Consider the following 12,519-nt stretch of genomic DNA (forward strand, 5'->3'; position numbering starts at 1 on the left):
CCGCCGGCCCCGCCGGTGAGGGCGGGGCCGGCGGCCGGATGGAGCGGGTTCCCGTCAGGCGCGGGCGGGTGGAGCGGGTTCCCGTCAGGCGCGGGCGCCGGCGCGGGCTCGGACGCGCAGGGCCCGGGCCAGGTCGTCGAGCTGGTCGACCAGCTTGCGGCGCAGGGCGGGGACGAGGCCGGGGTCGTCGAGGGCGGCGCGTCCGGCGCCGAGGTGGTCCTCGTCGACGGCGTGGCCGGGGAAGGCGTAGCGTCCGGCGGCTTCGGCGATCGCGGGGCCTCGGCGGGCTCCGAGGGCGATGGCCTCGGTGTAGAAGCGCGGTACGTACTGCCGTACGAGTTCGGCCTGTTCGGGCTGCCAGAAGCCCTGGGCGGTGGCGCTGAAGAGGTAGTTGGAGAGGGAGTCGTCGCGGAAGAGGCGCTCCCAGGCGGCGGCCTTGGCCTCTGCGGTCGGCAGGGCGGCGCGGCAGCGGGCGGCGCCTTCCCGGCCGGTGGCGCTGGGGTCGGCGCCGAGCGCCGCCTCGATCTCGCCCTCCCCCACGGCTCCGAGGACGGACAGCCGGGCGAGGATGCGCCAGCGCAGCTCGGGGTCGAGTTCGGGGCCGCCGGGCACGGTGTCGTCCTCCAGCCAGGCGGTGAGGGTGTCGGGCTGGGTGGCGGCGTCGATGTGGGCGCGTACGGCGGAGAGCCGCAGCCCGGGGTCGGAGCCGTCCTCGGTGCGCCGCAGCAGGGCGCGGGCGAGGGAGGTGAGGGTGGCGAGGGCCTCGGTGCGGTCCTCGGGGGCGAGGTAGCGGTCGACGACCTGGAGGCGGGCGAAGGCGAGGACGCCCTGGACGATGGCGAGGTCGCTCTCCTCGGGCAGGTGCGCCTCGGCGGTGGCCAGGTAGGCGGCGGGTTCGAGTTCGCCGTCGCGGACCATGTCGCGCAGGGAGTTCCAGACCACGGCCCGGGTGAGGGCGCCGGGGACGGCGGACAGCCGGCGCAGGGCGGTCTCGACGGAGGTCTCGTCGAGGCGGATCTTGGCGTAGCCGAGGTCGCCGTCGTTGAGGAGGAGCAGGGCGGGGCGGGGGCCGCTGAAGGAGAGGACCTCGTCGGAGGGGACGTCGACGGTGAGGAGTTCGCGGGGCTCCAGGGTGTCGTCGGGTTCCCGGTCGTAGAGGCCGACGCCGATGTGGTGGGGGCGGGTGCCCCGGTGGTCGACGGTGAGGGTCCAGCCGCCGTGGCTCTCCTCGATGCGGGGGGCGAGGGTGTCGATGCCGGTGGTGCGCAGCCAGATGTCGGCCCAGGCGTGGACGTCGCGGTCGGTGTGGGCGGCGAGGGAGTCCACGAAGTCGGCGAGGGAGGCGTTGGCGAACTTGTGGCGGGCGAAGTGGGTGTTGATGCCGGCGAGGAAGTCCTTCTCGCCGAGCCAGGCGACGAGCTGGCGCAGGGCGGAGGCGCCCTTGGCGTAGGAGATCCCGTCGAAGTTGAGGAGGGCGCTGGCGGTGTCGGGTACGGCGTCGGGGTCGGGGGCGACGGGGTGGGTGGTGGGGCGCTGGTCGGCGTCGTAGCCCCAGGATTTGCGGGTGACGCCGAATTCGGTCCAGGTGCCGGTGAAGCGGGTGGCTTCGGTGAGGGTCTGGTAGCCCATGTACTCGGCGAAGGACTCGTTCAGCCAGATGTCGTCCCACCAGCGGAGGGTGACGAGGTCGCCGAACCACATGTGGGCCATTTCGTGGGCGATGACCATGGCCCGGGTCTGGCGTTCGGTGTCGGTGACGGCGGAGCGGAAGACGAACTCGTCGCGGAAGGTGACGAGGCCGGGGTTCTCCATGGCGCCGGCGTTGAACTCGGGGACGAAGGCCTGGTCGTAGGAGTCGAAGGGGTAGGGCTCGGAGAACTTCTGGTGGTAGCGGTCGTAGCAGTCGGTGGTGATGGAGAGGATCTCGTCGGCATCGGCGTCGAGGTGGGGGGCCAGCGAGCGGCGGCAGTGGATGCCGAAGGGCAGTCCGGCGTGTTCGGTGCGGATGCTGTGCCAGGGGCCGGCGGCGACGGCGGCGAGGTAGGTGGAGAGGACGGGGGTGGGGGCGGACTTCCAGATGCCGGCGCCGTCCGTGTCCCGGTCGCCGGTGCGTGCGGTGATGCCGTTGGCGAGGACGGTCCAGTGGGCGGGGGCGGTGACGGTGAACTCGAAGACGGCCTTGAGGTCGGGCTGGTCGAAGGCCGGGAAGACGCGCTGGATGTCGTCCATGAACATCTGGGTGTAGACGTACGTCTCACCGTCCGCGGGGTCGGTGAAGCGGTGCAGGCCCTCGCCGGTGCGGGAGTAGCGCATGCGGGTGGCCAGGCGCAGCTCGTGGGGGCCTTCGCCGAGGCCGGTGAGGGCGAGGCGGTTGTCGGCGAGGCCGGCGGGGTCGAGGGGGCTGCCGTCGAGTTCGGCGGAGTGCAGTTCGTCCGGTTTCAGCTCCACGAAGGTGTCCCCGGCGGTGCGGGCGGTGAACCGGATGACGGTGGTGGACTCGAAGGTGTCATCGCCGCCGGTGAGGTCGAGGGTGACGGCGTAGTGCTGGACGTCGATGAGCTGGGCTCGGAGCTGCGCTTCGGTGCGCGTCAGTGCGGGCATGGGCCCATGCTGCCCGACGGGCGGGCGCCGGTCGCCGCCTCCCCGTCCGCTCTCGGCCTACTCCTCGCCGGCGGCGATCGTCTCGTGGTGGCGGATGACCTCGGCGATGATGAAGTTGAGGAGCTTCTCGGCGAACGCGGGGTCGAGTTTGGCGTTCTCGGCGAGCTGGCGCAGCCGTGCGATCTGGTTGGCCTCGCGGGTCGGGTCGGCCGGGGGCAGCTGGTGCCTGGCCTTGAGGTGGCCGACCTGCTGGGTGCACTTGAAGCGCTCGGCGAGCATGTGGACCACGGCCGCGTCGATGTTGTCGATGCTGTCGCGCAGCCGGGCCAGCTCGGCGGCGACGGACTCGTCGACGCCCGCTGCCCCCTTCGCCGCGTCGTCGGCCGCTCCCGCGCCGGTGCCGTTGTCGAGGTCGCTGATGTTCATGATCCCGAGAATACGTGGCGCGGGCCGCTGGTTCCCCGGCCGGTCGGTCCGTGAGACGCCGCCCGCATTCCCCGCCGCGGGGCGGCTGCGGCGGGCCGCGGGCGGTCTGGCGGGGGCGGGCCGGGCGGCCGCCGCACCGGTGGACTCAACCGGCATCGCGGGGCTGGCGTCTTCGAGGGGGAAGCCGGATGCTCCTGCGTGGAGCGCGGCGTGGCCGTACTCGTCGAGGTCGGAGGTGGTGACGATCAGGATGCGCGGACCGTCCCGGTCGGCGGGTCGCCGGGTGGCTTCGAGCCCGTCCGGCTCCGCCGTGCGGACCGGCCCGGCGCCTCGCCCTTCCGGCCCGGGTGCGCTCGGCCGGAAGGACGAGGCCCGCGGGTCAGAGGGTCGCGGCCGCGTTCTTGATGTCCGTGGCGAAGGTGGAGACCTCGGAGTAGACGCCGGGGAAGTTGGGCCGGGCGCAGCCCTCGCCCCAGCTGACGATGCCGACCTGGATCCAGGCGTTGTTGTCGTCGCGGCGGAACATGGGGCCGCCGGAGTCGCCCTGGCAGGTGTCGACGCCGCCTTGGGGCAGTCCGGCGCAGATCTCTTCGCCGGGGACGAGGTCGCTGCCGTACGCGCTCTGGCACACGGCGTCGGAGACGAACGGCACGGTGGCCTTCATCAGGTACCGCTGCTGGCCGCCGCCCTCGCGGGTGGCGCCCCAGCCGGCGACGGTGAAGGTGCCGTTGTCGAAGGCCTTGGTGTCGGCGATCTTGAGGGTGGGCAGGTTGATCGGCTTGGCGAGTTTGATGAGGGCCCAGTCCTTGCCCTTGCCGTTGTAGCCGGGGGCCTGGAGGACCTTGGTGGACTTGACCTTGATGGCGCTGGCGCTGTTGAGGTCGACGACTCCGGCGGTGGCGGTGATGGAGGTGTTGTTGCCGGAGCCGTTCACGCAGTGGGCCGCGGTGAGGACGATCTGCTGGGTGTAGAGGGCTCCGCCGCAGCCCATGGAGAGGCGGACCATGAAGGGGAACTCGCCCTGGGCGGCGCGGGTGCCGCCGACGACGGGGGCCTGGGAGGCGTTGGCCGCGCCGGGCTGGAGGCTGACGGCGGCGAGGGCCACCGCGCCGACGGCGAGGGTGCGCTTGAGGAGTGCGGCAAGGGTGGACAAGGTCGACACACTGCCTTTCGTGGGGGGTTGGGCCGTGCGTGCCATCGGGTGAATGACACGTACATGTCACACCGCTCTCCGGCCGGACATCAAGAACGCGTTTTCGGACAATGTGCGGCCCGGGGGCCGTCATGACGTGGAACGGTCGGCGCGCCGGCCCCGTCGAGCACGGATTTCCGCATCTCGACACCGTCCGCGACGCGATCACCGCGCTCTTCCGGCGCCTCTCCCACGAGGGGATCCGGACCTACGACACCAGCTTCTCCCCCGCCGACGCCGCCTTCGGCCCCGACGAGGACCTCCACCTCGGGGCGCACCGCGTGGCCTCCGCGATCGTGCGCGCGCTGCGGCTGCCCGACGCCCGGATGGTGGTCTGCTTCCGTACGATGGAACAGGCGGCCACCGTCGAACTGACCGCGGGACCCGAGTACTTCATCGAGGTCAACGACCGCTTCCGCACCCACCGCCGCGATCTGGCCGCGGCGCTCGCCCACGAGGTCACGCACGTCCTGCTGCACCGGCTGGACCTGCGCTTCCCCGCCACCGCCGACAACGAGATCCTCACCGACACCGCGGCCGCCTACCTCGGGGCCGGCTGGCTGCTCCTCGACGCCTACCGCGAGGACGAGCTGACCCACCAGAAGCTCGGCTACCTCACCCCCGAGGAGTTCGGCTACGTCCTCGCCCGGCGCGGCCTGCTGCTCGGCGAGGACCTGTCGGCCTGGTTCACCAGCCCCCAGGCGTACGAGGCGTATGTGCGCGGCCGCGCGCTCGCCGAGCGGGAGCTGCGCCGGGCCCCCCTGGCGGCCGCGGACCGGGCCGCGCGCCGGCGCTACGCCCGGGACCGGCGGGCGGGCACCGCCGCGCCGGGGGCCCCGTACCGCTTCGAACGGGATCCGGCGGGGGACGCGCGCGTGAGCTTCCCGTGCCCGGTGTGCGGACAGCGGCTGCGGCTGCCCGTGCACGGGCCGGTGCGCGCCCGGTGCGGGCTGTGCCGCACGGTGCTGGAGTGCGACACCTGACCGGGCCGGACGCCGGACGGGCACGGCGCGGGCGCGGGGTCGAGCCGCCGGGCCGGGAAGGGACAAGTTGTGGGGCTGAGAGCGGTTCAAAGCGCGACCGGCATGGGTAGTCCTATCCCATCGCACGAGTGAGGGGACGGCCCCGACCCCCCCGCCAGGGGGCCGGGGCCGTTCCTGCGTCACGACCCCGGCGGGGGCGCCCCCGTCACCAGTCGCAGGGCGCCGTCAGGTCCTCGACGGAGTCGGCCAGTTCGGCGGGGCGGGCGGGCCAGCCGGTCCGGTGCCAGTGGGCGATGCGCCAGGCCAGGCGGCGCGGCCAGACCGGGGTCCGCGGCAGCTCCGCGACCGGCACCCAGACCGGGATGCCGCCGTAGGTGTCGAGGGTCTCGGGCGGGCCGATCTCGCCTTCGGCGTCGAGCGTGAAGTAGTGCTCGCGGCGGCCTTCCTTCCAGACCCGGGCGACCTCGGCGACGACCGCCCCGGCCAGCGCGGACTCCTCGCGCAGCTCCCGCACGGCGGCGGCCCGCGGGCTCTCGCCCGGCTCGACGCCGCCGCCGGGGATCTCGTAGTACGCCTCGTCGGTGAAGTGGATCAACAGGATCCGCCCGTCGCGGATGACGATCGCGCCGGCGCGCACCCGTACGGGGGCCAGGGCGGCGGGATCCTCGAACGCCACGCACGGGGGCGGCGCGCCCCGGGCCCAGCCGCGCAGCACCGCCTCGGCGGAGCCGACGGGGCGGATCCGGGCGTGCAGGGCCTCGGCGAGCGGCAGGGCGGTGGCGTTGGCAGTGGCGTTGGCGTTGGCACTGGCGGTGGTGGTCCCGGCCGCTACGTCCGCCACATCAGCCGCATCCGCCGCATCCGCCCCGGGAAGCACGTAGTAGGCGCCCTCCGCGTCCTGGGCCCGTGTCAGGTGCAGCGCGTCCGCCTCGATCCGCACGCGAACGGCGCGGGGGTCACTGTCCACCGCCGCAGCGTACGCGCGCCCCCTCGGCCGGGACCACCCCGCGGCCCGGCTACTCCACCCCGTAGACCGGGTACGGGGGTTCGGATTCCGCGAGGAGTTTCGTCGCCGTCTCGCCGGCCTCGGTCGGGGTCCAGCGGGCTCCGCGGTCGGCCGTCGGGCCCGGGCGCCAGCCCTCCATCACCGTGATCCGGCCGCCCTCCGCCTCGAAGACCCGGCCCGTGACCCCCGCCGAGGCGTCCGAGCCCAGCCACACCACCAGCGGCGACACGTTCTCCGGGGCCATCGCGTCGAAGGCGCCCGCCCCCGGCTCCGCCATCGTCTGCGCGAACGTCCGCTCCGTCATCCGGGTCCGCGCCGCCGGGGCGATCGCGTTGACCTGGACCCCGTAGCGGCCCATCTCCGCCGCCGCGACCAGCGTCATGCCGAGGATCCCCGCCTTGGCCGCGCTGTAGTTGCCCTGCCCGACCGAGCCCAGCAGCCCGGCCCCCGAGGAGGTGTTGACCACCCGTGCCGCCACCGCCCGCCCCGCCTTGGCCTCCGCCCGCCAGTGGGCCGCCGCGTACTTCAGCGGCAGGAAGTGCCCCTTCAGGTGCACCCGCATCACCGCGTCCCAGTCCGCCTCCTCCAGGTTCACCAGCATCCGGTCCCGCAGGAACCCGGCGTTGTTGACCAGCGTGTCCAGCCGGCCGAACGCCGTCAGCGCCGCCCCGATCAGGGAGGAGGCACCCTCCGGGGAGGCGATGTCCTCCCCGTGGGCCACCGCCTGGCCGCCCAGGGCCCGGATCTCCGCGACCACCTGCCCGGCCGGGCTGTCCTCCCCCGGCTGCCCGTCGAGGCCCACCCCGAGGTCGTTGACCACGACCTTGGCCCCCTCCGCCGCGAACGCCAGTGCGTGGGCCCGGCCCAGCCCACGGCCGGCGCCCGTCACGATGACCACTCGACCTTCGGCAAGTCCCATCTCAGTTCTCCTTGTTGACCGTTGCCGCATCCAGAAATGCCGGGCGCTCCCCGCCGCCGTGCACGAGCAGGCTCGCCCCGCTCACATACCCCGCCCGGCCCGAGGCCAGAAACACCGCGGCCGCCCCGACGTCCGAGGGATCGGCCAGCCTGCCCAGCGGAACGGTCGCCCCGACGGCCGCGATCCCCGCCTCGTCCCCGTAGTGGAGGTGGGCCAGTTCCGTCCGCACCATCCCCAGGACCAGCGAGTTCACCCGTACCTCGGGCGCCCATTCCACGGCCATGGAGCGGGCCAGGTTCTCCAGTCCCGCCTTCGCCGCCCCGTACGCGGCCGTCCCCGGAGATGGCCGGGTCCCGCTGACGCTGCCGATCATCACCACCGATCCCCGGCTCTCGCGCAGCCGCGGGTACGCGGCCAGCGAGGCCGTCATCGGCGCGAGGAGGTTCAGCTCGACCACCCGTGCGTGCCGCTCGGCCTCCGCCTCCCCCAGCAGCCGGTACGGGGTCCCGCCCGCGTTGTTGACCAGGCAGTCGAGCCGGCCGTACCGGCGCTCGACGGACCCGAAGAACGCCTCGACGGCTTCCGGATCACGCAGGTCCAGCGCGGCGAACGAGGCGGTGCGGCCGTTCGCGGCGACCGGCTCCCGCGACGGGCGGCGGGCGCAGACGACGACCTCCGCGCCCGCTTCGAGGAACGACCGGGCGATGCCGGCGCCGACGCCGCGGGTTCCGCCGGTGACGACGGCGACCCTCCCGTCGAGCTCCATAGGCTGCTACCTTCCTCACCTAACAAATGTTTGGTGGAAAGGTAGCTGATCCTCTCATGGGTGTCTCCACCTCAAGCCCCGGCAAGGGCGTCACACTGGTCACGGTCGACTTCCCTCCCGTCAACGCCCTTCCCGTACAGGGCTGGTACGAGCTCGCCGACGCCCTGCGCGCCGCCGGCCGCGACCCCGGGACCCGGTGCGTCGTACTGGCCGCGGAGGGCCGCGGCTTCAACGCCGGCGTCGACATCAAGGAGATGCAGCGCGACACCGGACACGACGCGCTCATCGGCGCCAACCGCGGCTGCTACGAGGCCTTCGCCGCCGTGTACGAGTGCGAGGTGCCCGTCGTCGCGGCCGTGCACGGGTTCTGCCTGGGCGGCGGCATCGGACTCGTCGGCAACGCCGACGCGATCGTGGCCAGCGAGGACGCGACCTTCGGGCTCCCCGAGCTCGACCGGGGCGCGCTCGGCGCCGCCACCCACCTGTCCCGGCTCGTCCCGCAGCATCTGATGCGCGCCCTTTACTACACCTCCCGCACCGCGAGCGCCGCCGAACTGCACGCGCACGGCTCGGTGTGGAAGGTGGTGCCGCGGTCGGAGCTGCGGGACGCGGCCGTGGAGCTGGCCGCCGAGATCGCGCGCAAGGACGGCCACCTGATCCGGCTGGCCAAGGCGGCCATCAACGGCATCGACCCCGTCGACGTACGGCGCAGCTACCGCTTCGAGCAGGGGTTCACCTTCGAGGCGAACCTCAGCGGGGTCGCCGACCGGGTCCGCGACACCTTCGCGCGGCCCGCGGCCGGTGCGAGTGCGGGGAAGGAGCGCTCATGACCGACAAGACGATGACCCCCGACGAGGTGGTCGGGCAGCTGCGCAGCGGGATGACGCTGGGCATCGGCGGCTGGGGTGCGCGGCGCAAGCCCATGGCCCTGGTGCGGGCACTGCTCCGCAGCGAGATCACCGATCTCACCGTGGTCTCGTACGGCGGACCCGACGTCGGCGTGCTCGCCGCCGCCGGCCGGATCCGCCGCCTCGTCGCCCCCTTCGTCACCCTCGACTCGATCCCTCTGGAGCCGCACTTCCGGGCCGCCCGCGAGAGCGGCGCCTTCGCCCTCACCGAGTACGACGAGGCCATGTTCATGTGGGGCCTGCACGCCGCCGCGAACCGGCTGCCCTTCCTCCCCGTCCGCGCCGGCCTCGGCTCCGACGTCATGCGGATCAACCCGGAGCTGCGGACCGTCACCTCCCCCTACGCCGACGGCGAGGAGCTCGTCGCCGTCCCCGCCCTGCGGATGGACGCCGCCCTCGTCCACCTCAACCGCGCCGACCGGCTCGGCAACGCCCAGTACCTGGGCCCGGACCCGTACTTCGACGACCTGTTCTGCGAGGCCGCCGACGCCGCGTACGTCTCCTGCGAGCAGCTCGTGGAGACCGCGGAGCTCTCCAAGGCCGGCCCCCCGCAGTCCCTGCTGGTCAGCCGGCACTCCGTCACGGGCGTCGTGGAGACCCCGAACGGCGCGCACTTCACCTCCTGCGCCCCCGACTACGGGCGCGACGAGGCCTTCCAGAAGCTGTACGCGGCCACCCCCTGGCCGGAGTTCTCCGCCCGCTTCCTCTCCGGCGGCGGGGAGCACGCCTACCAGTCGGCCGTCCGGGCCTGGCACGAGGAGCAGCGGTGAGCGCATCGGAAACGGCGGGCACGGCGGGCACGTCCGGGACAGCGGGCACGGCCGGCACGGGGACGGACGTCTCGCGGGCGGACGTCTCGCGAGCGGAGTACTGCGTGCTCGCCTGCGCCGAGGCGTGGCGCGGCAACGGGGAGGTGCTGGCCAGTCCGATGGGATTGATCCCGTCGTTCGGGGCCCGGCTGGCGAAGCGGACCTTCTCCCCCGACCTCCTGATGACCGACGGCGAGGCGCTGCTGGTCGGTCTCGACGGGGAGACGGAGGGCTGGCTCCCCTACCGGCGCCACCTCACCATGGTCACCGGCGGCCGGCGGCACGTGATGATGGGCGCCAGCCAGATCGACCGCTTCGGCAACCAGAACATCTCCTGCATCGGGGACTGGGCCCGGCCCTCGCGCCAGCTCCTCGGGGTGCGCGGCGCCCCCGTCAACACGCTCAACAATCCGGTGAGTTACTGGATCCCCCGGCATTCGACGCGGGTCTTCGTGGAGCGGGTCGACATGGTGAGCGGGGTGGGTTACGACCGGGCGGCGGCGGCCGGGGTGACCCGATTCCACCGGCTCCCCCGGGTGGTCAGCGATCTCGGCGTCTTCGACTTCGCCGGCCCGGACCACTCGATGCGGCTGGCCTCCCTCCACCCTGGCGTCACCGTCGAACAGGTCCGCGAGGCCACCGGGTTCGCCCTGGCCGTGCCCGGCGAGGTCCCGTACACCCGGGAGCCGACCGCCGAGGAGCTGCGGCTGATCCGCGAGGTGATCGACCCGAAGGGGCTGCGCGACCGGGAAGTGCGGGGCTGAGGCGATGACGACGGCGATGCCCCTGAAGACGGCGTTCACGAAACTGGTCGGGGTCGAGCATCCGATCGTGCAGACCGGCATGGGCTGGGTGGCCGGCCCGCGCCTGGTCTCGGGCGCCGCCAACGCGGGCGCCCTCGGCATCCTGGCCTCCGCGACGATGACCGTGGAGGAGCTGCGCGCGGCGGTCCGCGAGGTCCGCTCCCGTACGGACGCCCCGTTCGGGGTGAACCTGCGTGCGGACGCGGGGGACGCCGCGGAGCGGGTGCGGCTGATCATCGACGAGGGCGTGCGGGTGGCCTCGTTCGCGCTCGCCCCCTCGAAGGAGCTGATCGCCCGGCTGAAGGACGCGGGCGTGGTGGTGATCCCCTCGATCGGGGCCCGCCGGCATGCCGAGAAGGTCGCGGCCTGGGGAGCCGACGCGGTGATCGTGCAGGGCGGCGAGGGCGGCGGGCACACCGGGGAGGTGGCCACGACCGTCCTGCTGCCCCAGGTGGTCGACGCCGTGGACATCCCGGTGGTGGCGGCGGGCGGCTTCCACGACGGGCGCGGGCTGGTGGCCGCCCTGTCGTACGGTGCCGCGGGCATCGCCATGGGCACCCGCTTCCTGCTGACCTCGGACTCCACCGTCCCGGACGCGGTCAAGGCCCGTTACCTGGAGGCCGGAGTCAAGGACGTCACCCTCACCACGGCCGTGGACGGACTCCCGCACCGGATGCTCCGTACCGAGCTCGTCGCCTCCCTGGAGCGGGCGGGCCGTACGCGGGCCCTGGCGCGGGCGGTCCGGCACGCGGCCGCGTTCCGCAGGCTGTCGGGGCTGTCCTGGCCGCAGATGGTGCGCGACGGCCTCGCGATGAAACACGGCAAGGACCTGTCCTGGAGCCAGGTCCTGCTCGCCGCGAACACCCCCATGCTCCTCAAGGCGTCCATGGTCGAGGGCCGTACGGACCTCGGCGTCATGGCATCGGGCCAGGTCGCGGGGGTGATCGAGGATCTCCCTTCCTGTGCGGAGCTCGTCGCCCGCGTCATGGCCGAGGCGCACGGTGTGCTCGGGCACCTGCGCTCGCTCGACGCCCTGCCACCACCAGGGTGACCTCCTTCCCCGCTCCCGGAGCCGCCAGATGAGCCGTGCCCCAATCCGCCTGGCGATCGCGGTGCTCGCGTCCGCCCTCGCCATCGGGACCCTGCCCGCCGCCGCGCACGCCGCGCCGGCGGCACACAGCACCAGCACCAGCACCACCGCCGGCCGGTACCACCAGCAGGCGGAAACGATGCGCCAGATCCCCCTCCAGGGCGCGGTCAACGTCCGCGACCTGGGCGGCCACCGCACCTGGACCGGTGGCCGGGTCCGCGAGGGACTGGTCTACCGCTCCGACGCGCTCGGCAAGCTGACCCCGGCGGACATCGCCGCCCTCTCCGGTCTCGGCCTCACGAAGGTCGTCGACTTCCGCATCCCCCTGGAGCTCCGGTACGACGGCACTGACCGGCTGCCCGCCGGGCTCACCCCCACCTCCCGGCCCGTCAGCGACCTCGGCCTGTACGCGACCCTCCTCACCGCGATATCCAGCGGCGACCCCGCCACGCAGGAGCAGATGCTCGGAGGCGGCCGCGCCGAGGCCTACATGCGCGACATCTACCGCACCTTCGTGACGAGCCCCGAGAACCGGGCGCAGTTCGCGGCGACGCTGCGGGAGATCACGTACGGCAGGCAGGGCCCGCTGCTGTACCACTGCACCTCGGGCAAGGACCGTACCGGCTGGATGAGTTACGTCCTGCTGCGCGCCCTGGCCGTCCCCGAGGCCGGCGCCACGGGCGACTACCTCGCGTCGAACACCTTCCGCGCCGCGTACGACGCCCAGGTGCGGGCGGGCCTGAAGCAGTCCGGGCGGATGCAGAACCCGGACCTGCTGATCCCGCTCCAGGAGGTCCGCCAGGACTATCTGGACGCGGCGACCGCGCAGATGGACGCGGACTACGGCGGCTTCTACGGCTACCTCACGGACGGCCTCGGCCTGGACCTGCGGACGCTCGCGAAGCTCCAGGACAAGCTGGTCCGCTGAACCGTCCCGCCCCACGGCGCAAACACGGACGCCGGGCAAGACGACCCCGGGCAATCGGACCCCGGGCAATCCGACCCCGGGCAGCACG

At 73.5% G+C, this 12,519-nt stretch carries 12 protein-coding genes; 6 read left to right on the top strand and 6 right to left on the bottom strand.

Annotated features, from left to right (window positions below):
* Nucleotides 1-84 precede the first annotated feature (84 nt).
* From pepN to ACS04_RS23960, 3 genes are all read right to left on the bottom strand, one after another.
* On the bottom strand, nt 85-2,601 hold the full coding sequence (pepN, locus tag ACS04_RS23950; RefSeq protein WP_048478790.1) for an aminopeptidase N: 2,517 nt from the start codon (nt 2,599-2,601) through the stop codon (nt 85-87).
* Nucleotides 2,602-2,658: 57 nt separating this feature from the next.
* Nucleotides 2,659-3,027 carry a chorismate mutase gene (locus ACS04_RS23955; protein WP_209441761.1) on the bottom strand — a complete coding sequence of 123 codons (369 nt, stop codon included), beginning with the start codon at nt 3,025-3,027 and terminating at the stop codon, nt 2,659-2,661.
* A 379-nt stretch (nt 3,028-3,406) separates the two neighbouring features.
* The gene (locus tag ACS04_RS23960; protein WP_398025197.1) at nt 3,407-4,225 is read right to left on the bottom strand and encodes a serine protease; all 819 of its coding nucleotides are present in this window, start codon (nt 4,223-4,225) and stop codon (nt 3,407-3,409) included.
* A gap of 86 nt (nt 4,226-4,311) precedes the next feature.
* Here ACS04_RS23960 and ACS04_RS23965 point away from each other — a divergent pair, with 86 nt between their 5' ends.
* Nucleotides 4,312-5,202 carry a hypothetical protein gene (locus tag ACS04_RS23965; RefSeq protein WP_048478791.1) on the top strand — a complete coding sequence of 297 codons (891 nt, stop codon included), beginning with the start codon at nt 4,312-4,314 and terminating at the stop codon, nt 5,200-5,202.
* 205 nt (nt 5,203-5,407) lie between these two features.
* Here ACS04_RS23965 and ACS04_RS23970 read toward each other — a convergent pair whose 3' ends face one another.
* The 3 genes from ACS04_RS23970 to ACS04_RS23980 are packed head-to-tail and all read right to left on the bottom strand — an operon-like array spanning nt 5,408 to nt 7,893.
* Nucleotides 5,408-6,169, bottom strand: coding sequence for an NUDIX domain-containing protein (locus ACS04_RS23970; RefSeq protein ID WP_048478792.1), 762 nt, complete (start codon nt 6,167-6,169; stop codon nt 5,408-5,410).
* Between the two features lie 49 nt (nt 6,170-6,218).
* Nucleotides 6,219-7,127 carry an SDR family oxidoreductase gene (locus tag ACS04_RS23975; protein WP_048478793.1) on the bottom strand — a complete coding sequence of 303 codons (909 nt, stop codon included), beginning with the start codon at nt 7,125-7,127 and terminating at the stop codon, nt 6,219-6,221.
* 1 nt (nt 7,128) lies between these two features.
* Nucleotides 7,129-7,893 (bottom strand): SDR family oxidoreductase, encoded by a 765-nt coding sequence (locus ACS04_RS23980; protein ID WP_048478794.1) that lies wholly within the window; start codon nt 7,891-7,893, stop codon nt 7,129-7,131.
* 56 nt (nt 7,894-7,949) lie between these two features.
* On the opposite strand from ACS04_RS23980, the gene ACS04_RS23985 reads away from it, so the two are divergent.
* The 5 genes from ACS04_RS23985 to ACS04_RS24005 all read left to right on the top strand — a co-directional run bounded on the left by ACS04_RS23985 (nt 7,950) and on the right by ACS04_RS24005 (nt 12,431).
* Entirely contained in the window at nt 7,950-8,723 is a 774-nt protein-coding gene (locus ACS04_RS23985; RefSeq protein WP_048478795.1) for an enoyl-CoA hydratase family protein, read from the top strand.
* Nucleotides 8,720-9,571: a CoA transferase subunit A gene (locus ACS04_RS23990; RefSeq protein WP_048478796.1), complete on the top strand. Its 852-nt coding sequence runs from the start codon at nt 8,720-8,722 to the stop codon at nt 9,569-9,571. The genes ACS04_RS23985 and ACS04_RS23990 overlap by 4 nt, the downstream gene beginning before the upstream one ends.
* A gap of 104 nt (nt 9,572-9,675) precedes the next feature.
* A complete protein-coding gene (locus ACS04_RS23995) occupies nt 9,676-10,374 on the top strand; it encodes a CoA-transferase subunit beta (RefSeq protein ID WP_048478894.1) in 699 nt (232 codons plus the stop codon).
* 16 nt (nt 10,375-10,390) lie between these two features.
* Entirely contained in the window at nt 10,391-11,464 is a 1,074-nt protein-coding gene (locus ACS04_RS24000) for an NAD(P)H-dependent flavin oxidoreductase (protein ID WP_078865257.1), read from the top strand.
* Nucleotides 11,465-11,492: 28 nt separating this feature from the next.
* The gene (locus ACS04_RS24005; protein WP_107438676.1) at nt 11,493-12,431 is read left to right on the top strand and encodes a tyrosine-protein phosphatase; all 939 of its coding nucleotides are present in this window, start codon (nt 11,493-11,495) and stop codon (nt 12,429-12,431) included.
* Nucleotides 12,432-12,519: the final 88 nt, after the last annotated feature.

It is taken from the genome of Streptomyces roseus (assembly GCF_001044425.1).
GTDB classification, from domain to species: domain Bacteria; phylum Actinomycetota; class Actinomycetes; order Streptomycetales; family Streptomycetaceae; genus Streptomyces; species Streptomyces roseus.

What these genes read in the sequence shown, in the direction of transcription:
- pepN (WP_048478790.1), bottom strand. Translation starts at nt 2,601, where the DNA reads ATGCCCGCACTGACGCGCACCGAAGCGCAGCTCCGAGCCCAGCTCATC.
- ACS04_RS23955 (WP_209441761.1), bottom strand. Translation starts at nt 3,027, where the DNA reads ATGAACATCAGCGACCTCGACAACGGCACCGGCGCGGGAGCGGCCGAC.
- ACS04_RS23960 (WP_398025197.1), bottom strand. Translation starts at nt 4,225, where the DNA reads ATGGCACGCACGGCCCAACCCCCCACGAAAGGCAGTGTGTCGACCTTG.
- ACS04_RS23965 (WP_048478791.1), top strand. Translation starts at nt 4,312, where the DNA reads ATGACGTGGAACGGTCGGCGCGCCGGCCCCGTCGAGCACGGATTTCCG.
- ACS04_RS23975 (WP_048478793.1), bottom strand. Translation starts at nt 7,127, where the DNA reads ATGGGACTTGCCGAAGGTCGAGTGGTCATCGTGACGGGCGCCGGCCGT.
- ACS04_RS23980 (WP_048478794.1), bottom strand. Translation starts at nt 7,893, where the DNA reads ATGGAGCTCGACGGGAGGGTCGCCGTCGTCACCGGCGGAACCCGCGGC.
- ACS04_RS23985 (WP_048478795.1), top strand. Translation starts at nt 7,950, where the DNA reads ATGGGTGTCTCCACCTCAAGCCCCGGCAAGGGCGTCACACTGGTCACG.
- ACS04_RS23990 (WP_048478796.1), top strand. Translation starts at nt 8,720, where the DNA reads ATGACCGACAAGACGATGACCCCCGACGAGGTGGTCGGGCAGCTGCGC.
- ACS04_RS24000 (WP_078865257.1), top strand. Translation starts at nt 10,391, where the DNA reads ATGCCCCTGAAGACGGCGTTCACGAAACTGGTCGGGGTCGAGCATCCG.
- ACS04_RS24005 (WP_107438676.1), top strand. Translation starts at nt 11,493, where the DNA reads ATGAGCCGTGCCCCAATCCGCCTGGCGATCGCGGTGCTCGCGTCCGCC.